The organism is Spiroplasma turonicum (assembly GCF_001262715.1).
GTDB classification, from domain to species: Bacteria; Bacillota_I; Bacilli_A; order Mycoplasmatales; family Mycoplasmataceae; genus Spiroplasma_A; species Spiroplasma_A turonicum.
On record NZ_CP012328.1, the window covers coordinates 788,446 to 812,465 of the forward strand.

Here is a 24,020-nt window from a genome sequence, read left to right on the forward strand (position 1 = left end):
TATTAACATTATTATTCTTCAATCATTTCACAATCAAAACCTTGTTTTTTTAGGTGTTTTATAATAGTTTCTAAAGAGATATTTGCTTCATTATACTCAAAATGTACTTCTTTTAAAGGTATTAAAACTTTAACATTAATTATATTTATTTTTTTAAGTGATTTTTCAACTGATAATGCACAATTTGGACAGTCAAGATTGTTTATTAATAATTTAATTTCTTTCATATTTTCACCTTATTTAATAATTATAAACCTAATTTAACTAAAAAAATAAAAAAATGAGTATAACTCATTTTAAGTATTAATCAATTACGTTAGCATTATTTACTTCTTGGTTTTGATTAATAGATGTTGTTCCTAATGAAGTATAACTATTTTCATTATTGCATAATAATAATATACCTGCAATTAAACCTAAAATAGGCATAAAGATTATAGCACAAACTCCTAAACCTGTTGCTGGAGTGTAACTTGTGATTCTTTTTTTAGCATTTAATGTCATAGGAATAGTTCATGCTAACGAAATTGGTATTATACAAAATGATATTGTTGCAAGTATCATTAATATGTATGCCCCTTGTGCTAAGCCACTTTCTTTTTGATTGTTGTTCATATATTTTTTCTCCTTATAAGTGTTACTTCTAATAAAAATATTATACATAAAAAAATTTAAAATTACTTTAAAAAAATATTTTAGAAATCATGGTTACATTATTATCTTTTATATATAAACTATTGTGTATCAATTATAAATATAAATTTTAAGATAAATTTATTTTAAAATTTCAACTTTTATTTTGATATAATTTTCCATAAAAAACTGACTTGTATTAGTTTACTTTATTTTTTTAATTTTATTTATTAAGTTAAAAAGACTTTATTTTATTTATAATATTTTTATTCTTATATAAGAATATAATTAAACCTTTTCTAATGCCATAGTTTTTTTTCTCCCTAAAAACTGCATCATTTATTAAACTATCATCTTTAACTATTATTTAATTCAGCAAGTTCATTTAATAACTTTATATTATTTAATCATATTTATAATACAATCTAAACCAATTGATTACTACATTAAAAAAATATATTAATTACTTATTATAAAAAAACTTTTAGCAAAATGATTCGCTAAAATTACTATAAATTTAATGTATGTTTTATTGTATTAATAATTACTGTAAAAAAATTATATTTATTGGATTCATAATGTAGTTCATATTTATTATTTGACTAAATATAATAACTAAAATATTTATACTCATAAGATCAATTATGTGAATCATTTATTAAAACTAGCTTTAATTTTTTATCAATATATTTAAATGATGAATTATTTTTTAAATATTCTGTATAACTATTTGTTGAATTGCTTCCTACAAGTGTTACTACTAATGAAAGTTCCTATTAATTTGTTTCTAAATCAACATAATTATCTACACATAATATTGTAAAATCATTAACATATTTAACATCTGCTGGTTTATTTGAATTATTATATTTAACTTCACTAACATCAATATTAGGTATAATTTTTTTTTTTTTTGTTAGAATAATATCATCTTTATAAAAAAATAAATAACTAACTCCTATAGTAGGTAATACAATAATAATTTGACCCATAATCATTACATATACATGTAATTTATTCATTTTATAAATTTTCTTTCTTTTCTTTATTACTTTACATTTAAAAAGAAATCTGAATTTATATTTTTATTTATAACTTATATTAAATTAAATAGAAGTAAAGTATTTTATTAATAAACAAAGGTTTTTAAGGATTAAAATTATTTTAATTGTGCTAATAACAAGTAATTATAATCAAATAAAATTCAACTATATTTAATGTAATTTTTAATTTATTAAGATAAATATTATTTTATTAGTTAAGTAAAAATATAATTAAAATAATTTAGTTTTTGTATTGTGAAAGTTTAATTACTATATTTATTTTGCAGTTAGATTTGATTTTTTAATTTTAATTATAAAAAAATGTTAAAAGTATCTTTTGAGTTAAACAATAAATGTTACTTAATCATTAAATGGTTAGGAAATAAAATCTTGATTGAACTATATTTATTTTATATTATATAAAACAATGAGAATAAAATATTATGAATAAGTAAATATTTATATTAGCTATATTAGTTTTTTGTTATAGTTTTCATTTTTATATATTAATTATTGATATTTATTATTTTAGCAAATAACCAAAAAAATTCTATATGCTTCTTATAAGAAGGATTAATTTTTTTTCAAATTTCAAATAAATATATATTTTAAAACTATTATTTCTTTCTTTTTTATTATATATAAACTTTATTCTTTATTTATTAACTAAAAAATAATCTAAAATAAATAAATGAAGTTTAGTCACCAATACTCTATTGATTATATATACATTAATAAGATAAATTTAAATTTCAAAATTAATATTGTTCTTTTTTAAAACCTTAATTAATTTTTGAAATTCTTGATCATATTTTTGAAGTTCTTGATCATATTTTTGAAATTCTTGATCAAACTTTTCTTGCCATTTTTTAATTAATGCTTCGATTTGTTTTTCACAGTTTTTATTCATTATTAGATACAACTTATAAACAAAATGATGTGATTGTTTAATTTTTTCCTTTATATTTTTATTATAAATGATTCTTTCTTCATTACAAAATTTTTTCAACATTTATTGCTTCAAAAATTTCTTCAGAAGTATTTGTTTCTTTATTAAATTGAAAATTAATCTCATTGTTAATATCATCTTTAAATAAATCAAATATTACTATTTTATTTAATTTAGTCATTTTTCACCCCAAATATATCTTTTAATACATTATTTATTTATCTTAATTTTGCTTCTTTAGGAGATATTTTACTTGCTTCAATTAAATCAATTATTACCAGAAAATCATTTTTTTGATAAGTACTATAAGACTTTCATCAATCTCAACATATTTAATTCTTTATTTATTTTTACATCTATGCGCCTAAATTCTATAACAATTAAAAAACTAGCATAAGCTAGTATTTATCTTTAATGAAAATAAAAAAATAGAGTACTAGTAGTTCCACTAATGCTCTATTTGCTACTTATATAATAACATATTTTTACATATCAAAATCAATATTGTTCTTTTTTAAAACATTAACTAATTTTTGCATTTCTTGATCACGTTTTTGCATTTCTCTTTCATTATTTTCCTTGAGTTCCTTAAATTTAGCATCACTCTTTTTTAACTCTTTATTTAATTTATCTTGTCATTCTTTATTTAATGCTTCAATTTGTTTTTCACAGTTAGTCATTTTAATTTTTTACTCCTTTAAAGCTTTATTTATAGACTCATTATATAGTTTTTTTCATTAAATTTAAGTTCTTCTACATTAATTTCTTAAAAAATTCAATTGGTTTATTACTTTGGTTTGATAAGACTATTATAAGATTTTTTTAATCAGTTGATAATTCTAAAAATATTTTTAATTTATTTGATTCCATCATTAATATCATCCAATTCAGCAAGAACTTCATATATTAATTTAGACACTCATTTACTACTTCTTTTGATAAAGTATTATTTTTTGAACATTCAAAAAAAATAACTTCTGTCTTCTTCATTACCTAAATTGACTGTTTTTCACCTATTTTTAAATAAATAGTTATTTTAAAACTATTTTTTGTTTGTGAGTTTTTCAAAGTAAAAAAATAATAAAATTTTGTATTAGAATTTAACAAAAATAAAAAAATATAGTACTAGTAACACTAGTACTATATTTACCAAATTAAACAAAACATAAAAAAATAGGGTTTAACCCTATTTTTAGCTTTTGCAAAAAGCTTACCCATAATTCATTATAGTATATTATATTTATACAAATGAATTATTTAGACCAGATATCGCAATCAGTCAATATTATAGAACCAAGATTTAACTTGCATATTTATATTATCAAAATACATTTAAATTTTCAATAATATTTTATTTAATTTTACTTAATTTTATCTAATAATTATTTACTTAAGTTATAATATTTTTTTCCTTTTTTAAAAATAATTTTGTTCATAAATAATCCAGTTGTTGTTTTGCTTTTTTGTTAATTTTTATATTCAACTCATTCATTTAAAAAATGCAAAATATAACTCGTATTCCCCATCCTAGAAGATAATAATTCCATATATCCTGCTATTAATCTAACTAAATCATTATTATTTATATCCATTATACTTTGAATAAATATTCATCACTTTCATATTTTGTTTATATAAATATAAATAAAATATTAATTTATAATAGTATCAAAATTTAAGTATAGTTCAGCAATTGCTTTCATTTGTTCACCTTAATTTTTAGCAATTTTCATCGTCAATGTTAATAATTTTTTGTATATTACTTATACTTTTTTTACATTTTCAATTTCATTATTGTAGGTTTTATTAATTGTTTTTCAATCAGTTTCATTATTTGCAAATACATCTAGATCTTCAAATTCACATTCTAATATTTTCACTGACTTGCTAGATTTAGAGTTTTGTTCAGGATTAGTTTTTTCTACTTCACCACCATTTGGCATTGAATTACACCCACTCATTGCGTTATTATTAAAATCACAACTTATTAAACTTGCAGTTGAACTGACCATTAAACCAAATGAGATTAATATGTATGATAATTTTTTCATATTCATTCCTTCAATAGTATTTCATAATAGTTTTTAAGTTTATTTTCTTTAGTTAAAAAAATCTTTTTAAAACTTTGTGAGTTTAAAATATTGTAAAGGTAATAAATTATTATATTTTTTATAGATAAATAAAGAGTTAATTTTTAAATCCTGTATTATTGAAATAATTAATAATTATTGGTGCGAATTTTATTATGTAAATATTATAATTAAACTATTTTTACACAATTAAATAATTGTAAAAATAAATCAAAATCATCAATTATTTTATTTACTAATTTATTAATAAAAGTATTCATATTTATAACATCTATTGTATTAAATGAACAAATATCTTCTTTATAATCAAAATCGCTTACAAGAAATCAATCAGCATATATTTCGTCATTTATCCCAATTGAATATAAATTTTTCAATTCTATATTAGCAAGATAATCAATTAACTTTGGTGATAAAACTCTAGCAGCTCTAATATCATTATTTTTAAGATTAATATAATACTTTTCATTAAACTTTATGGATTCAGATTGAAAAAGATCTTTTTCCGGATCTTTTCCTTGAACTATTTTAATATTATTAAAAGTTTTATCAAACTTTTTATTATCATAAAATATCAAAGCTCTAGACACATAAGTTTCTTCTTTTCTATTGTTTTTACCTCTAAATGTTATATATCTTTTAGGAGTTAATATATAAAAATAGATTTTTTTACCTTTATAAGTAATATTGAATGAGTTTTGCATGTATTTGTTTAATCGATTGCAATCATCAGTTAAATATCCATAATGGTTATCATATATATCAACCATATCTGGCAAATATTTAACAATATTAACTTTAAAATTATCATTTCTATCATTATTAATATATTTATAATAATATTCTTCATAGATTTTTTGAATTACGTTATTATTATATAAATATTTTGTTACATTTTGATCTATATAAGTATTTTTTAATAAATACTTATATCTTCTATAACCAATAAATCCAATAAATCCCATTATTATTAATATGAAAATAATAAAATATATAATATAAGTTATTACACTTATACCTGTTAAATTTAAACCTAACTTTGTAAACAAAAATAGAAAAATAATACTTAATGATAAGCCAATAATAATAAATCAACAAAACATTTCTTTTAACTTTTTATACTTTTGAATTATGTTTATTAACTTCTTTAATTCTGGGTTTAAATCAATTAAAGACTTTATTTTATTATTTAAAAAGGTTAAATTATCCATTTATTAATTTCTTTCTATTAATTGTGTAATTTGATTATTAATATTTAATAATAAATAATTTTATTGTTTTGAAAATATTTTTAAACTAAAAGATAACTTTTAAATTCTTTATTTTTATTACTTAAACTTAATTATACTTCTAAATTAATTAATTCGTTATATTTTAAAAACATTTGACTTAAGTATTCAAAAATAGATAATAAGTATTTAATTTTAATTAAATAAGCATAAAATAACTTATATATTTGATTTTCATCTAATTCATTTATATCAAAATCATTATTTTCAAGCATAATTAATTCTTCAAAGGTGCAGTTATCAATTAAAAGTGAAGGTTGATAAAATTTTATACTTTTTATTTTTTCATAAATTTTTAAATCATTGAATAAATTATTATACTCTTGATAAATTTCTGAGAATGAATTAATATCAAGTTCTTTATAATATAACAACTTATTTATTATGTGTTTATAATCTTTTTTAATTTTAGAGTTTATTTCTGATAAATTTGCACATACGTAAATTGATTCATTTAATGTATTTTTTAACATTCATATAAAATTATTATAAATAATGTTGTTGTTAAAATCATTTATGTTAATGTCACCTACAATAATATGATACTTCATAATATGTTTTAATCATATATTTGATTTTAGTGTTATTAAGAATTCAAATAAGTCATATTTTAATGTATTGTCTTTATTTTTATATATATTTGAATTATCAGTTTCATCTAGAAATTTATAGATTTCATTATTTTTATCATTAAAATTTAATGTATAAGTATTTATAACCGATCTTAAAAAATAATCGCAATAATTTCTAATTTCAGAATTATAATTATCCAAATTATAATTATTTCAATTTTTTTCTAAATATTTTGTTTGATAATTATCAATTAAATAAACAAAATCAAAGTAATCTTTATTTATTTTATTTACATAAGGTTTAAGTTCTATTGATAAATAAAATATTAATCTATCAACTTCTTCTTTTTCTCAAGGGTCTCTACGAAACATCTTAAAAACTGAGTACTTTAAATTTTCTTTAATTATATTTATAACATTATTATCGTTTTTAAATTCTTCAATTTCATAACCACAAAATAATCATATATCTTGAATATATAAATTAACTACAGAATATTTAAAGTTATTAGTGGGATATTTTGTAATTACATGAATAAAAATATTTGCAAATAAAAGTACATATACTGATGTAAGTGACTCATAAGTTAATTCATTAACTATATCATTATTTTCTTCAAATTGTTTATTAAAATAATAAACAGCTTCATCAAAATTTAATCTTTCTTTGAAAAAGCTTAAAAAATAATTATAAACAGTATATTTTTTTAAATTTTCAGGTTCTATATGCATATAGTTATAAAATAGATTTTTAAATAAATAATCATTAAAGTTATACTCATAATCATGAAGTTTATTATATTCACAAATTTTATTATATGATTTTTTAAATGAGAAATTAACTACTTTAAAACAACTATCAATCAAATCGTTTAAACCATTTTCATTTGTAATATTTTCTACTTTTAAATTATTATTAATAACATTATTATAGAATCTTAAAAATGAATCACATATTATTGAAACTAAATAAATATAATGATTATAATATTCTTTTTTAGTTTTTTTAATTTTATGAGTAGTAAAAAATTTTTTATAAATATCTTGAAACAACTTAAAATCTTCAATGCTACTTATTTTTTTAAGACTTGAAATAAATTGATCAAATTCTGAGTTTTTAATGAATATACTTAAATAATTCTCTTTAAAATCTAAATAAAAACTATTAAAAATCCTGATTAATGCTTTTTTGTATGAAAAATTTAAGTTTTTTGTTTTGAGTAATAACATAAGCATATTATACAATAATTTTGTATGAATACTTTTTTATAATTATTTAATTAAATATTAAAAAAAACCTCTTTATAAAGATAGATTTAGAATATAAGCTTATCTATATATTGAGGATTTTAAAAATATTATAAATGTAAATCTTTTTTAATGAATACAAAATATGATGAAATATAACATGATATTGATATTATAATTAAAAATATTATTTTTGATATGTATTTTGAAACTTCATTTGCATTTGTCATATTAAAGTTTGTAAGTGAATTTATTGATAAATATTTTAAAACTTTTAAAGAGTCCACTGTTTGTCCTAAAACAGCGAAAAAGAAAAATATAACACATAAACCACCACCAACAGCTAATGATATTGCACTTTTATTAAAAATACTACTACATAAGAATACTATTGAAATTAAAGCAATTAATAATAAGTATAATCCTAAGAAATTAATTATTATAATTCCTATATCAACTGAATTTGATTTACTTGATGCTAATATTAATATTATGTTAAATATAAATAAAAGCAATATTGATAAAGTATATCCAAGTATTAATGTAAACATTTTTGTTAAAATTATGCTTTTTCTAGATTGATTTGCAATTAATATATTTACCAAAGTACCCTTCTCAACTTCACTAACCAGAATTGAGTTACCTGAAATTATAATATGCACTAAATATATTAAGAATATAAATGAAGTTGAACTAGTTATACTTCCAGCTACTAAACCTGAAACTGAAGAGTCAGAATCACTACTAATAAAACTATCAGAATATAATGTAAATCCTAATATGCTTGAACTAAATAGAATAGTCATTAAAGTTGTGACTAATCAATATATGTAATGTTTTCTCAAAGTAACTGTAAATAAGTTATGTTTTTTTGATTTAGTTTTGATTAAAGTTTTTTCAGCACTTTGATTTATGCTTTTTTCTTTGGTTTGATCATAGTAACTCATAAAATAATCTTCTAGATCAAATTTTATTTCTTGTATCTTGACAACATTAAACGTTGATAAAACATCAATTAATTTATTGTGATCGTCATTATTAATTTCAACTTTAAAATCGTTTTTACTATAACTGATGACATTTATATTTTTATTAGATAATTGTTCAATATTAATACTATTTTTAACTTTTATTATGTATGAACTTTTATTACTTTGTTGTAATTCATTTATATTAATCAATGAAATTATTTTACCTTGTTTAATAATTGCTACATTATCACATACTTTTTCAATCTCTGAGAATACATGTGAAGAAAGTATAATTGCTTTACCTTCATTCTTAGATTTATTTACTAAATCTATAAATTTTTGTTGCATCAAAGGGTCTAGACCAGTTGTTGGTTCATCTAAAATTATTATATCTGGATTATGCATTCAAGCTGTAATTAAAGCAATTTTTTGTTTATTACCTTTTGATAATTTTTTAATTTTTATCGAAACATCAACATTTCAATATTGTATTAATTCATTTACATAGTCTCAATTATCTAGTTTTCTTAATCCATAAATTTCTTTAATGAATTGTATTCCTGTTAAATTTTCTGGAAATGCAATTTCTCCAGGTACATAACCTACTTTTCTATTTACCTTACTAGAATCAGTCCATGAATCATATGAAGTAAATTTATTTATTTTATCTTCATCAATTAATATATTTGCATTTCCAGATGTTGGTTTAATAAAACCTAATAAAGCTCTAATGCTTGTAGACTTACCAGCACCATTTGGCCCTAAATAGCCAAATACACTACCATAATTAATTATTAAATCTATATCAAATATACCATAACCATTTTTGTATTTTTTTGTTAATTTCTTTGTTTCTATAACATTTTCTTTCATTTTTTACCTCCTTGTCAAAAAAATTAACAAAGAGATTTAAACATATCATAATATTTTAGCTTTAATAGTTTTTTTTGCTTAGTAATAGAATAAAGAATTTTAAATGAAAAGAAATGAAGTTTGTATTTAATCTTTTTAAATAAGTTTATAAATACTAATAATATTTTATAAATTAAGCATATGTAATTTTCTAATCGTTTTTTTAGATTAGTCAAAACTTTTTTATAAACTAATTTTAATTTAGTTATTTCATAATCACATTTATTAAAAAATATTATATATATATTTACACAAAAATAAAGAATAATAATAATATCAATAAATCTAAATACATCAAAAGATTTATATGGGGCTTTAATTCCTAAATAAAAAATATACAAATATAGTATACCTAATAATAAATCTTTTTTATTGAATGTCAAAGTATCAATAATAATTGAGTTTTTATTGATTTTGTAATTAAAAATCTTTTTAGTAATATATTTAAATTGAAATATATAAAGTAATATTATTAAAAATGAAAATGATATAAACATAATTTGTTCCATGTAAGAATCAGATAAATCTAGTTGTACAGGAAACAAAAATATAATTATACATATTATTAGTATTATTAATAATTTTCTTTTGATTATATTATATTTCATAGTATTAATTATACAAAATATTTAACACAAATGAAGTATTAATATTAATTTAAAAGTATTTTACAAAATAATTACATTATTAAATTTCTAACTAAAGTTTTATAGTAATAAAATATTTTTTCTATTTATTTTGTACTATTTTATAAAAAATCTACCTTTTAAAATTAGCATCGTGTAACCTAAGTAAACCAGTTATTTTATAAATGTTGTTTTTTTTGATCAAATATATTATATTTCAAAAATTGTAATTTATTAAAGTTATAAACAAATTTTCTAAAAGTATCATAAAAATTTGTATATTTTTAAATTTACACCCAAAAGTTTTAAAAAACTTTTCTTTTACTCATCTATTTAAACTTTCGGTTGAGGCGTTATTTAAAAACTCTTCTAGACATAGAATGCACTATATTATTATTCTTATTTACATATTCAAATATTTTTTTACATGAAAAAGCTAAACCTTTGCCAGATTGTATTACTTTGTTTGATTTAGTGTTTATTGAATACTCATTTATTCTATTAAAAACCTTTAACGAGCTGTTTGAATTTTCGTTTTTATCAAAGTTATATGCAACAATAGTTTTTAAATCCCAGTCATAAGATATCATGCAATTTAATTTTGTTTTATAAGAAGAATTATTTAATTCTATTTTTAGATTAGTACCATCAACTCCAACTACATTAGGAGTATTGTAATTCATTTAAATCAAATCATCTCTAACATAAGAGTTATGTTTTTTAGATTCATTGAAATAACTTGATTTTTTAAAATTATCCCTACTAAATAAGTTTTTAAATATCTTAGGTTTTTCTCTTTTGATAAGGTTAATCATTTTTTCAGAGACTCTTCTATTCTTATTAACAAAAATTCATCTCCTTATTAATAGATAACCTGTTTGTAAATCATTATTTGCTTCTTTAAAATCTTTTTCTAAATCTACTGCATTTTCAAATCTTTCATTTTCAAAGCTATTAATAGTTGGAATCTTTAGCTTGAATTTGTATAACAAAATAGGGTTTTCTAATTTTAATCTTATTTTAAATTTCGAATATGTATTTTTATGAACTTTAAAATACTTTATTAACCTATTGGTTCCCATAACATAATTAGCAATTAAATAATATATTTGAAATCTTACATAATATTTATAAGCTTTTGTTGCCATTATCATTATCTTTTCCTTCTTGCTCATTTTCAATAAATTCATCAATATTGTTGCCGTGCAAGAAGGAATGGACTTTTCCAATATTTCTTTACTCGCTATTGCTAACATTTTTTCTTCAATCTCAAACTTTAAGTTTTTTTTCTAATTTTTTTATTCGGTCCTTAAGTAATTTATTTTCTTTATTTTTTTCTTTAAGTTCCTTAGAAATAAAATTTTTTTTAACTTTTGACTCATCAATTTAACCTCTTTGCAATCCTTATATATAATATAAGAATAACAAGATTTTGAGGACTTATATCAGATTCTTATTAATTGCTATCCTGCTTTAATATTTAAATCATTAGCTATTTTGTCTATATTTTCGCCGTTTTTGTACCTTTTTACGGCTTCAGTTTTTTTATTCTTTTCATAAATTTTTGGCATTATTTCCTTTCTATCAAAAAAACCAGTAATTTTATACTGGTCTACTTAGCTTCATTTTTACTAGTATTTATCTGTAAATATTTATTTATTAATAATTTCAATATTGTAATATTTTATTAATCTCTTTCTTAAAGACCCGTGTTCTTTTAAAATTTGGCTCATTTTTTTATCTTCAAAAACTACACCATCTTTTAAAATTATAACTCTATCACATAATTCTTCAACTTCTTCAGGTATATGAGAAACAACTAAAAGTGATAAGTTATTTTTATTTTTGTAATTTTTAAAATAATTAACTAATTTTATTTGCATTTCTAAATCTAAACCAGTTATAAGTTCATCAAGTATTAGTACTTCAGGTTTATTTATTATAGATAAAAAACAATTTGCCCTTTGCCTTTCACCACCAGATAAAGAGTCAATTGTTTTATTTATAAACTTTTCAAGACTAAAAGAAGCAACTAAATCATTAAATTCATCTGTTTTTAAAAATGCTTTATTTTTATAAAATTTAACTAAATCCAAGATTTTAGTTCCTGGTGGTCAACTTCCATCTTGAAATTGCATACCAACTCTTTTTTTAATTACATTGTTTGTGGCATCATCAATGTATTTTACTGTTCCAGAAGTCGGTTTTAATAATTCTGCGATAATTTCAACTAAAGTTGTTTTACCACTCCCATTAGAACCAATAAATGCAACAGAAGAATTATCTTTAATAACCAAATCTACATCTTTTAAAACATGCTTCTTACCATAAAATTTATTTACTTTTTCAATTTTAATCATAATACTCCTTTTTATAATTACTTTCTAAGTGATATATTGAAACTATAATAACTTAATAAAGAAATTGTTGATAATAAAATAATCATAGAAAATAATGGAACAAATATATTCTTAAATGCAATAATAATATCAATATTATTCACAATTTTAAATAAGTTCTGCCCACCTAATCATGAGTTAGTATATGCTATATAAAAAATTCAGTTGAAATATTTTTGGGGATTCAAATAACTAATAATTTGATAAAAAGTACTGTTATAAAATTTCAGATCCATTAATGCATCTGAAGTAAATAATGTAAATAATAAAAATAAAATCATCAATGACTGTACAATATAAATATTTCTTAAAAAACCAGAAATTAATATTGACGTTAAATAAACATAAATTATCATTAAAAAAATATTAAATATTACCATAACTACTGATGCGCTACTGAATAGTTTAACAAACATATCTATAACCATACTTGTGCCTCTTATTTTATCTATTGATAAAAATATAGACAAAATTATTATAAGAACTCCAAGTGAGTATATTAAATAAACAACAAATAGTGATAACAAAAATGTTAATTTATTTATTCCAAAATTTTTTAATTGTTTTATAAAGATAGTTTCTCTTCAAGTTATTATTAAATATGAAATAAATAATGAAGAAATATTTAATATGAAAAAAATAAATGGCATTATTAATATTAATCTTTTTGAAGACAAATAATTATAAATATAATAATTATAAATAAGTAATCCAAAAATTAAAGGCAATATTAAACAATATATATAAGTATAAATGTTTAATAAAGTTGTTTTAAAAATATATTTTACACAATTATTAAAATTAGTTATTTTCATATTAAACTAGATTTATAAAGAATTTATAAATCTTACCTTCCTTATCATTTTTATATATTGGTTTTATTGCAATATTTAATTTACCATCAATTAATTCTAAATCTTTTAAATAATACTGTAATTGATTTGTTTCACCAATTTTATAATATTCATTTTCATTTGTGTATATTAATATATCAAAATAACTTAACGAATCTAAATTATCACTATTTCAATTAAATCTTAAACTATATTTATAAGTATTTTCAAAATCACGATATATTATATATTCAGATTTAACTTTTGAAATAATTACTTCTAATTTTTTATCTTTATAGCTTATATCAGAAATACTTAATTCACCAACATTAAGTTTAAAATCTTCTGAATTTGGTTTAATATTTAGTCCAACCATAGCTAATGGGTTGTTCTCTGAAATATTTATGTTATCTAAGTTTAAAGTGATTCTTCTTCAACCATTATCTAACTTTTCAACTTCATCGGGTTGAATACTTTTTATAGTTTCATTATTTAAATTTCCTAAATTATCTGCAAATGATAATCTAAATGAAACTAATGTATTATTATCTTTGCTATTATCTTTATAAACTATATTGATTTTCTTTTTATTATCTTTAATATTTGTACCAATTATATCTCAACCATAGGTTTCATTTAAGTCTCAAGATGATGAGTTTAAAATTTCTCCTGCCTCATTAAAACCATTACCGATTACAATTGAATTACCTTTTTTATAGACTTCATCATAGTCATAACCACCAGAAAATTGATTGATTGGTAAAGCAGTTTTTGGATTTTTTACATTAAAAAATCTTCATTTATAAGTCGGTAGTATGTCAGCTAATCTTCTGTTTGTTCAAGGATATTCATTAAAAACATTTGCATTAACAAATTTTATACCACTACCAGTTGAAAAGTTAGTTTTTAAATTATTATCTTTAATATTTTCATCATTAAATACTGTTTTTTCCTGAATTAAATTACCAATACCATAACTATTAGTATTAATATTTTTTTTATTTGTAGAAAAGTCATAAATGTTTTCAAGTATATTTTTATTGACTTCATATTCTTCGTCAAAATGAATTCTTGGATCTGCTTTAATAAACTCACTTCTATAATCAATACCATTAGTATATTTTTTTAATTTAGATGCATTTACACCGTTGTCATCTTCACTTAAAAATAAATTTGTTCCACTATATTGAATATCATTAAATAAATGACCAACTTGTGCTTCAAATATAAATTTTCTATTATCAGATAAGTCTCTTGTTGTTAATTTTAAAGCAGGCAATGCAAAACTTCCTGAACCTTCATCTAAATAAGTAGAGAAACTGCTGTAAATTGATTTGTCATAAACAGCGCCATTATTTGCAGAATCTGCAGATTTTTTATATGCTAAATTTCTATAGTCATATGATCCTGATATATATCCATTATATCCACCGTCAATCATTGTATATAAATTTTCAGGATTGTAGTCTGGGTTTTGCTCTAAAAAGTGGAGCGCTCTTTCTGGTAATTCACCAAAATTAACTTGTAATTCAGTTAATTTATTTACATTTTCGTCTTTATAACCTGTTGAAGCCATTCTTACTGTTTCATTATCATAATATTTATTACCATTATAAGATACAGTTGAATCATTTCTATAGTATATTAGATTTAAGTTTTTTATATCTTCATTTTTAGAAAGTGCTGTTTTAGCATTAAAATCTGAAATAATTTTTGCCATTACTTCATAATCTAATACAGTGCCATTTGGACTAACTCCATTAGATTCATTATTTATAAACCACCCATTAAAACCAATATAATTAGCAATTTCAATTAGTTTATCTACAATTAAATAGTTACCATTAGAATCTTTTTTAACAAAATCTTTTATCATTTCTTTTGTTAAACCATGATAACCATCTAAAAATATATTTCCAAATATTTTTGAGCCATTTAAGTGTGCTAATTCAATAACATCTGCTGGTGGTGGAATAATTGGTCCTTCAAATCAAGAACCAGATCAATTAATAAATATATTATTGTATTGTCAGTTTAAATTTGTATTTTCAAAAGGGTTTTTTGTTCCAACAATTGTATTGTCAAAAGTTCTATGCTTTCTGGTAGAAAATCCTAAATAATTATATTTAAGTTTTTGGTCTTGAGTACTAACATTTTTAGCTGAAGTAAATTCAGATTTTAATAATTTTTTTTCTGATTTATTGTACTTAGAATCATTATCTACATTTGGATCTCAATCTAATATTGAATTTAATCTTCTAAATGATTGTGCTGGTGAATTAGTTCCAAAATCTTTTGCATAATTACCATTTGGCATAAAACCTTTATTTAATGGAACTCCAGTTACTGCTTGTTTATCAATATTTTGTTTTCATTGAAAACCAGTATTAAAATTATTATAATCAATGTAATTACCAACATTGTCATAAGTTACTTCTCCTAAATTTTTAACATCTGTATTAATTTCATCAACTTTATTTACATCGTCGTAAGGATCGAAATTTGTTCCATCTCCAAGGTTTGGATCTTTTCAATTAAAGTTTTCTAAATCTTTAATGTAATTTGAATCCTTACTAAAATCTAAACTACATGATATAGATTGAGTTACAAAAACTATTGGCAATGAAGTCAATAATAGTACTGATAATAGTTTTTTCATTATTTTTTAACCCCCCATTTAAAGAATTTAATATATAAAAAGATTGATAAAACAATAAATGCAATTGATGGTATTATAGTTGAATAAATATTAGTAAATGGTGAAAAACTACCTTGAAAATATTTTTCAATTATTTGAGTTATTCCATAAAAATCATAAAATGTATATGAAGTAAATAACATTCCAGTTCATATAAAATATTTTGCAGGGTTTAAATAACCAATTATTATATAAAACATATTTTGATTAAATAAATTCGGGTCTAATAAAGTATCGGAGAATAAAACTGTCATTAGAATAAACACTATTAAAAAAATTATATTAAAAGCTGATTTTGTAAAAATAGAACTTATTAATAAAACTATTACTGTTAAAAATATAATAAGTAAGATTAAATTTAAAAAGAAAATTGAAAAAACAAAGCTATTTAAATTGCCCAATATTGAAGAATCGATAATTAAAATATCGTAATTTATCAATATACTAAATATTAATAAATTTAATAAAAAACTAAGAATAAATAGAATAGAATTTAATATTATCAAAACTACACCAAAGTTATAAACATTAATTTCTCCTAATTTAAGCTTTAATAAATACATTCTTTTTTTTCATTCAATTATAACTAAACCGATATAAAAAGATGTGCAAAATATTGAGATACAAAATAAGTTCATTAATAATGGAGGTAATATTAAATTATAATTAATATTATAGTTAAAAAATAAGAATAAAATAAATAAGAATGATGATAGAACAAAGCAATAAATATAAGTTTTTAAACTTAAAAAAATATTTTTGAAAACTAAATTAAACAATATCATAAATGATATAAAATTATTTTTTATCATATTCCTAACTCCTATTTTTTATAAAAACAAAATTATATAAATTGTCAATAAATTCTTTTAATACACCATTAATCCTAGTAACAGGAATTGGTTCATTATTATTAAAAATTGGTGGCAAATCTCATCTTTCTCTTCCCAATTCATCACCTCTAATATAGCTTCCAAAAGTGTAAAAATCTATGCTTAAAGGTTTTTCAACAGTTCTACCCAAATCTTGGACTCAGATTTTTAATCAATTAAAAAAAACTAAAGCATTAAAATATTTGAATGATCATAAAACAATTTCACTTGTAGGATTTATTAGATTATTAAAATTTCCTTTAATATAGTTAATTTGAGCTTCAATAAATAAAGACTTCAATAAATAAGCACTTTGAAATTGAACTTCATCTGAATTATAAATATCTTGAAGTAGATTATCAAGTTCATAGTTTGGTACTCCAAATTCATCTTTATTACCACTATATTTATTATCCTTATAGATTGAAAATAATCTAACATAATTAGAAGAATAATAATTTGTTATCCTACTTGAAGAATTATTCAATTCATCAAGAGTCTTTTCTTGTAAGTCTTCTCAAATATTTAAATAATCATAAGATGTATCAGGTCAAATATCATTTTTTCTAATTATTGTTTCTAAACGACCTTCTAGTGTATAATCTATTTTCTTAAATGAAGATATAAATAATGCAATATTTATGATAAATACAATTATAATTGGAAGTAATAATAATAATAATTTAAGTTTTGCTTTCATAATCATCCCCTATTTATTAATTGATATAAATATTTTTTATAAATCTCAAGTTATATATATATTTATAACAGTTAGAAGTTTCGTTAAAAGTAATTACTTCTTGATTTACAAATAATGTAAAATAGTTATTTCCTTTCTTGCCTTCAATTGAAAAGAAATAGTTTATTCACTCATAATCACTTTCTTTATTTTTATAACTATCAATAACATAAAATATTTCTTTTAATTCATTAGAAAATGATGCATACTCACTTGAGAACTCACCATTAACAAGTAAAAATGTGCCTTTATATGAATCAATGTCATATTTATACTGATCTTTATCAGTATATTCATTAGAAGGTGTATCAATATAATCCTTTGTCAATTTTTTGTCAACAATACTTAATGGTGACTCATCATCTTCATTGTAAATTGTAGTTATTTCATTTTTTAGTAGATTTATTACATTTAAATCGGTCTTTTTTTCTTTATATTCTAATTCTTTTGGATTTGAATTTATTGTATCTTGTGAATAATTTGTTGTTTCACCACAAGAAATAACATTTAAACATAAAAAAATAACAAAAAAATTTATCAAAAAAAATTTTAATTTCATAATATTCCCCATATAAATATATTAACATAATAATGAATTATATTAAACAAAATATATTAATTAAAAATTTACAAATAAAAAGTAAAAACAAAATTTTTTTTACATTACAAAAATGTTTTATTAATAAAATAATTTATACATTATTTAAAAATTACTTTTTATTAATTTTATATGCAGTTACAGTCTTAATGTATAATATATAAAAAATAAGTAATTATAGTTATAAATAAAGGTATTGCTACTCAAATTTATGAATAATTTTTATCATAATATAATAAAAAACCAATGATTTTACATTGGTCAAACAAATTATTTTTATTAATAATTTAATTTTCAAAAATTACTTTATATATGAATACAATAATTTTTTGTAAATATTTTTTGAATTTAATATTTTTTGAATTTAATATTTTTTTAATTAATTTTAAATTGTTGCTAATTTTATTTTTTTATTTGTTTAGTTTTATTTTTCAAATAGTTTAAGTAATCAGTTTTCTTCATTAATCTTAATTCAAATATATCTTCATTAAAATCTTCTAATAATAAGTTTCTGCTTCTATTAGAAAAATATTTTATTTTTCCAAGTAAAATGGTTGTCATAAATGTTACAAGACAACTAACAAGAATTGAAATAGCTCCTCATAAAAAACCACCACCAACTCAAGTATCAACCCCAGTTAAAACAGGTGCTTTGTGTTGAAACATTAAATAACCAAATATAGAACTAGCTCCTTGTAAGGCATAGGTGTTTGATGCAACTAATACAATGCTTCCACAAAAAACTCCTATTGAACAAGAAATTAATGGATAAAGGTGTTTCAAATTTACTGTAAATAAAGATGGTTCAGTTATTCCACCCACTATAGCAGATACTCCATTTGAAATACCTAATTCTCTTAATTGTTTTATTTTCCTATTTAAAACTACAAATGCAATCGTAGCAACACCTTGTGAAACATTTGACAAAGTACATAACCCTTGAATAATTGTTGCTCCATAAGTTGCTTGACCTTGCAAAATTATAGGTGTAAGTGAATGATGCAATCCAGTAATTACAAGAGGTCCATATAATGCTCCTAAAAGTGGTAAAGCAATATATTTTGCAATATAATTAGTACTTAATCAGTTTACTCCTATAGATAAATAATTTGTGAATAACATACCTATTGGTGCTACTATAAATATCGCAAATATGAATGTAACCCCTATTATTAATATTGGACTTAATATATTTTTAGCAGTGGTATTAGATATTTTAGAAGTTCATCTTTCCATATAAGCACCAAATATAGCTACACCAATCATTGGAACCATTAAACCATTAAAGTTTATTTTAAATGGGTATTTTATTTCATCACCAAATAATGTTCAACCTGGGTATTCTCCTAATATTGTTTGACCAGTACTAGGTTTTACATCTCCCATGTTTATTAAACCTGGAGCTGTTAAAACTACGGCTATTAAAATTCCATAAATTGATGTACAGCGCATTGCTTTAAAAACAGTATATCCAACTGCAATAGTTATAAATAATGAAAATGTATTTGTTAGAACATTTAAAATACTTGCAAATTGTCCAAAAAAGTGTACACTTTCACTTACTGAACTACCTTCACCATTTCATTCTACAGTTAATAATGATCAAATTGTTAATAGAAGCCCATAACCAATTAATGGATAAACAATTGGTGAAAACACTTTCGAAATAAATGTAAGACATTTATTAGTTATACCTTTAAATTTAAACCTATTTTTTAAAGATTGTATTTCTTGAGATTGTGTTGTTTTGAATTCATCATTTTTTTCTAATTTATTAATCTCTTGATTAATTATGGTTTTTCCATCAATATCATAATTATTTATTTTACAAAATGTTTGATAAAAATCAGCTACATCCATACCAATAATAACTTGATATTCATTAGAACTTTCATTTTTTTTAATACCAGTTGTAAAAGAATTATTTTTAATTTCATTATCATTAATTATACTTCAGTTTTTCAAATGAAATCTCATTCTTGTCATACAATGTGTAAATGAAATAATATTGTCATACCCGCCTAATTTATTAAATAAATCTTGTACTGCATCTATATACTTTTTTTTAATCATTATATAGAACCTTATTTTCTATTAAACTTTTAAATCAAAATGCAGATTTTTTAAACTTTCTTGATTGATCATTTAGATTGAGTTCAATTAACCCATATCTATTTTTAAAAGCATTTCTAAAACTTCAACAATCAATGGCTGCTCACACATGATAACCAAAACAATTTGATCCATCATCAATGGCTTTTTTGATTTGCATAAGATGATCATTCATAAATGATATTCTGTAATCATCAACTATAATACCATCTTTATCTCTAAACTTGTCCTCTCCTTCAACACCCATACCATTTTCTGCAATATATCATGGAATATTATTATAATTATTTTTAATTTCCATACCTATTTCATATAAAGCTTCCGGGTAAATTTCTCACCCCCTATGAGGATTTATTTTTGCGTTTTTAGGTATTTCAATTATGTAGTTATCCATAATTCATCTATTTTTATTATTTGGTTTAAATCTAACCCTACATGGAAAATAATAATTTATTCCTAAAAAATCTATTTTAGTCATAGTAATAATATTTAACTCTTCCTTAGAATAATTTGGTAACATATTATATCTTTTTAAAGTATCAATTAATATTGGGTCAATTCTGCCATTAAACATTATGTTTAAAGGCCCTCTATTTACATATGCATCATAAACTTTTGCTGCCTCTATATCTTTAATAGAATTTGAAAATGGATATGTATAATTTCAATTAAAAACTAAACCAATTTTAGCTTTTAATGAATGTTTTTTATACTCTAATAAAACCTTAGAATGTGCAAGAAAAATACCAAAAGCTTGTTCTATAGCTTCTTTTGGATCATCAATTGCTGGGTAATGTTTATCATTTAAATAACCTTCATAAACTGGAACTAAAGGTTCATTAAAAGTAACATAATAATCAATCTCATCACCATATTCATTGAATACAAAATTACAATAAATTAAAAACTTGTTTATAACTTCTCTTGAAGACCAACCACCAATTTTATGTGCTCATAATGGCATATCAAAGTGAAACAAGGTCATAATTAATTTAATATTTTTTTTCTTAAATTCTTTTATATATGAATGATAAAAATTTACTGCATCATTATCAACATTTTCTCCATCTGGGAAAAGTCTAGATCATGAAAAACTAGTTCTAAAAGAATCAAAACCAATCTCTTTAAATTTTTTAATGTCTTCTTTATAATTTCTAGTTATGTCACAAGTTATATCGGGCCCAACTTTGTTAAAAAATAACTCTGGATGTTCTTCAAAGTACTTATCAAAAGTTGATTTACCGATATTGGTTATGCCCCTACCTTCAGTTTGTAATGCACTAATTGATGCACCTAACTGAAAGTTTTTGTTAAATTTAATCATATATTTACCTCCTAACTGAATCTTATACTTGGGATAATTTTTTACAATAGTATTATGTAAATAGAGAATTTTTTAAAAAAATAAGAAAAATTTTGCTATTATAAATTTGAGGTATTAAATGTTTAAAAGTATAAAGGAAAAACTAATAACAATAAAAAATAATCCTGAAAATCAGACACATGTAATGATTGCAAACTATTTATTGAAATGTATAGAAGAAAAAACTGTGCCTAAAATAAATGAATGCTCCAAGGTAAGTTATTGCTCAGAATCAGTAATTACTACTTTTGCTAAAAAATATGGTTATGATGGTTTTAAAGAAATCTCAATAAGAATAAAAATAGAAACTGAATATTATGATTATAATAATTCTAAAAAAAATGCAAATAGTGATAACTATAGAAATACAATTAATAAATCATTAAATATGATTGATAATCAAGATGATATGATTAACAAATTTATAAACATAATTAAAAGTGCTAAAAATATTTATGTTATAAGTTGTTATCAGCAACTTTTTAATGCAGAACTATTTGTAAGTGAATTAAGTTTATATGGTTTTAGAGCAAATATCAATATACAAAGAAAATTAAATCAAGCATGAATTAATCGTGCTAATGAAGATGATATTTTTATTTTTTTTGGTTTTGGTTTGGACAATCAATACGTGATTAATTATTATAATTTAGTTATAAAAAAAAATATAAAAGCATTAGTGATTTGTTCTAAATCTCAAAAACATAAATTTAATGAGAGTAATAATATAATTATTGTTGACTATTATGAAAGAAAATTAATTTTAGAATCAATTAGGTGCATTTTAATAATGTATTTATTAAGCAAAATTATTAAAGGTTTGATTTAGTATCTTTATAAACTTATTTTATTTAGTTGATAACTTAATAATTATTTTTTGCTAATGTTTTAATTAAATATAAATTTATTTTTGAAATAACTTCTAATATGTTTGAAATAAAAACATGGTTTATATAAAGGAGTAAAATTAATTTGGAGGTGTTTAAATGAAAGCTGCTTGTTTTGATAAAAATAAACTAACTTATATTATAAAAGATGTTGAAAAACCAAAATTAATAAAAAATACTGATGCAATAGTTAAAATGTTATATACAACTATATGTGGTACAGATATACATATAATTAAAGGAGATGTACCTGAAGTTCCTGATGGTTGTATATTGGGTCATGAAGGTATTGGGATAATTGAAGAGCTAGGAGCAAATGTTAATGGTTTTAAAATTGGTGATAAAGTAATTATTTCTTGTATTACTACTTGTGGTAATTGTGAATATTGCAATAAAAATTTTCAATCACATTGTGTTGATGGAGGTTGAATATTTGGTCACCTAATAGATGGTACTCAAGCTGAATATTTGAGAGTTCCTCATGCAACAAACTCACTGCATAAAATAAATGATGATAATGAAATTGAGAAATTTACATTAATTAGTGATATTTTCCCTACTTCATATGAAATTGGAGTTTTGAATGGTTCAATTAAGGAAGATGACATAGTGACAATAATCGGTGCTGGCCCAATCGGTTTAGCAGGTATGATGACAGCATTATTAAAAAAACCAAAAAAAATTATAATGATAGATTTAGATAAATCAAGACTTGATTTTGCCAAATCACTTGGTGCAACAGATATAATATGTGAAACTGGTAAAGAAGCAATTGATAGTGTTATGAAATTAACTGACAATATTGGTTGTAATGTTGTAATTGAAGCTATTGGATCAAATGCTACTTTTGATATAGCACAAAATATAGTTGCTCCAACAGGGAGAATAGCAATTGTTGGAGTCTTTGGTGAACCAGTAAAATTCAATATGCAAGATTTATGAATAAAAAATATAACTTTGACAACTGGTTTAGTAAATGCTTATTCTTCAAAAAATCTTATTAAAATGATTGATAATGGAGAATTAGTTGTTGATAAATTATTTTCTCACAATTTTAACTTTAATAATTTTTTAGAAGCATTTGATGTATTTAAAAATGCAAAAGATAATAAAGCATTAAAAGTATTAATAAAATTTTAAAATAATTATGAAAAAAATATTCTTTAAAATTAAAGAATATTTTTTT

At 20.9% G+C, this 24,020-nt stretch carries 22 protein-coding genes; 2 read left to right on the top strand and 20 right to left on the bottom strand.

Annotated features, from left to right (window positions below):
- Positions 1-11: 11 nt before the first annotated feature.
- The 20 genes from STURON_RS03480 to STURON_RS03575 form a co-directional block, all read right to left on the bottom strand.
- Complete coding sequence (locus STURON_RS03480) at positions 12-227, bottom strand: heavy-metal-associated domain-containing protein (protein ID WP_075048496.1); 216 nt, start codon at positions 225-227, stop codon at positions 12-14.
- 76 nt (positions 228-303) lie between these two features.
- Positions 304-615, bottom strand: coding sequence for a hypothetical protein (locus tag STURON_RS03485; RefSeq protein ID WP_075048497.1), 312 nt, complete (start codon positions 613-615; stop codon positions 304-306).
- Between the two features lie 794 nt (positions 616-1,409).
- Entirely contained in the window at positions 1,410-1,655 is a 246-nt protein-coding gene (locus STURON_RS03490) for a hypothetical protein (protein WP_075048498.1), read from the bottom strand.
- 766 nt (positions 1,656-2,421) lie between these two features.
- Positions 2,422-2,688: a WXG100 family type VII secretion target gene (locus STURON_RS03495; RefSeq protein WP_075048499.1), complete on the bottom strand. Its 267-nt coding sequence runs from the start codon at positions 2,686-2,688 to the stop codon at positions 2,422-2,424.
- Positions 2,669-2,806: a hypothetical protein gene (locus tag STURON_RS05800; protein WP_156412830.1), complete on the bottom strand. Its 138-nt coding sequence runs from the start codon at positions 2,804-2,806 to the stop codon at positions 2,669-2,671. Before STURON_RS05800 ends, STURON_RS03495 begins: the two co-directional genes overlap by 20 nt.
- A 304-nt stretch (positions 2,807-3,110) precedes the next feature.
- Entirely contained in the window at positions 3,111-3,305 is a 195-nt protein-coding gene (locus tag STURON_RS03500; protein ID WP_075048500.1) for a hypothetical protein, read from the bottom strand.
- A 1,083-nt stretch (positions 3,306-4,388) separates the two neighbouring features.
- Complete coding sequence (locus tag STURON_RS03505; RefSeq protein ID WP_075048501.1) at positions 4,389-4,676, bottom strand: hypothetical protein; 288 nt, start codon at positions 4,674-4,676, stop codon at positions 4,389-4,391.
- 209 nt (positions 4,677-4,885) lie between these two features.
- Positions 4,886-5,926 (bottom strand): hypothetical protein, encoded by a 1,041-nt coding sequence (locus STURON_RS03510; RefSeq protein ID WP_075048502.1) that lies wholly within the window; start codon positions 5,924-5,926, stop codon positions 4,886-4,888.
- 131 nt (positions 5,927-6,057) lie between these two features.
- Positions 6,058-7,806: a hypothetical protein gene (locus tag STURON_RS03515; RefSeq protein ID WP_075048503.1), complete on the bottom strand. Its 1,749-nt coding sequence runs from the start codon at positions 7,804-7,806 to the stop codon at positions 6,058-6,060.
- Positions 7,807-7,934: 128 nt separating this feature from the next.
- Positions 7,935-9,668, bottom strand: a complete 1,734-nt coding sequence (locus tag STURON_RS03520) for an ATP-binding cassette domain-containing protein (RefSeq protein ID WP_075048504.1) — start codon at positions 9,666-9,668, stop codon at positions 7,935-7,937.
- A gap of 1,018 nt (positions 9,669-10,686) precedes the next feature.
- The gene (locus STURON_RS03530) at positions 10,687-11,016 is read right to left on the bottom strand and encodes a hypothetical protein (RefSeq protein WP_075048506.1); all 330 of its coding nucleotides are present in this window, start codon (positions 11,014-11,016) and stop codon (positions 10,687-10,689) included.
- Entirely contained in the window at positions 11,017-11,589 is a 573-nt protein-coding gene (locus tag STURON_RS03535) for a hypothetical protein (RefSeq protein ID WP_144416192.1), read from the bottom strand.
- A gap of 396 nt (positions 11,590-11,985) precedes the next feature.
- Positions 11,986-12,693 (bottom strand): ATP-binding cassette domain-containing protein, encoded by a 708-nt coding sequence (locus tag STURON_RS03540; protein WP_075048508.1) that lies wholly within the window; start codon positions 12,691-12,693, stop codon positions 11,986-11,988.
- A gap of 17 nt (positions 12,694-12,710) precedes the next feature.
- Positions 12,711-13,382, bottom strand: a complete 672-nt coding sequence (locus STURON_RS03545; RefSeq protein ID WP_144416193.1) for a hypothetical protein — start codon at positions 13,380-13,382, stop codon at positions 12,711-12,713.
- Positions 13,383-13,548: 166 nt separating this feature from the next.
- Positions 13,549-16,224 carry an endo-beta-N-acetylglucosaminidase gene (locus STURON_RS03550; RefSeq protein ID WP_075048510.1) on the bottom strand — a complete coding sequence of 892 codons (2,676 nt, stop codon included), beginning with the start codon at positions 16,222-16,224 and terminating at the stop codon, positions 13,549-13,551.
- Positions 16,224-17,075 (bottom strand): hypothetical protein, encoded by an 852-nt coding sequence (locus tag STURON_RS03555; protein ID WP_075048511.1) that lies wholly within the window; start codon positions 17,073-17,075, stop codon positions 16,224-16,226. Before STURON_RS03555 ends, STURON_RS03550 begins: the two co-directional genes overlap by 1 nt.
- A 4-nt stretch (positions 17,076-17,079) precedes the next feature.
- The gene (locus tag STURON_RS03560) at positions 17,080-17,835 is read right to left on the bottom strand and encodes a hypothetical protein (protein WP_075048512.1); all 756 of its coding nucleotides are present in this window, start codon (positions 17,833-17,835) and stop codon (positions 17,080-17,082) included.
- Between the two features lie 16 nt (positions 17,836-17,851).
- Positions 17,852-18,433, bottom strand: a complete 582-nt coding sequence (locus STURON_RS03565; RefSeq protein ID WP_075048513.1) for a hypothetical protein — start codon at positions 18,431-18,433, stop codon at positions 17,852-17,854.
- A gap of 441 nt (positions 18,434-18,874) precedes the next feature.
- Positions 18,875-20,545 carry a PTS transporter subunit EIIB gene (locus STURON_RS03570; protein WP_075048514.1) on the bottom strand — a complete coding sequence of 557 codons (1,671 nt, stop codon included), beginning with the start codon at positions 20,543-20,545 and terminating at the stop codon, positions 18,875-18,877.
- Positions 20,538-21,908, bottom strand: coding sequence for a glycoside hydrolase family 1 protein (locus STURON_RS03575; protein WP_075048515.1), 1,371 nt, complete (start codon positions 21,906-21,908; stop codon positions 20,538-20,540). Before STURON_RS03575 ends, STURON_RS03570 begins: the two co-directional genes overlap by 8 nt.
- Positions 21,909-22,026: 118 nt before the next feature.
- On the opposite strand from STURON_RS03575, the gene STURON_RS03580 reads away from it, so the two are divergent.
- The gene (locus STURON_RS03580; RefSeq protein ID WP_075048516.1) at positions 22,027-22,776 is read left to right on the top strand and encodes a MurR/RpiR family transcriptional regulator; all 750 of its coding nucleotides are present in this window, start codon (positions 22,027-22,029) and stop codon (positions 22,774-22,776) included.
- Positions 22,777-22,933: 157 nt separating this feature from the next.
- Positions 22,934-23,974 (top strand): alcohol dehydrogenase catalytic domain-containing protein, encoded by a 1,041-nt coding sequence (locus tag STURON_RS03585; RefSeq protein WP_075048517.1) that lies wholly within the window; start codon positions 22,934-22,936, stop codon positions 23,972-23,974.
- Positions 23,975-24,020 lie beyond the last annotated feature (46 nt).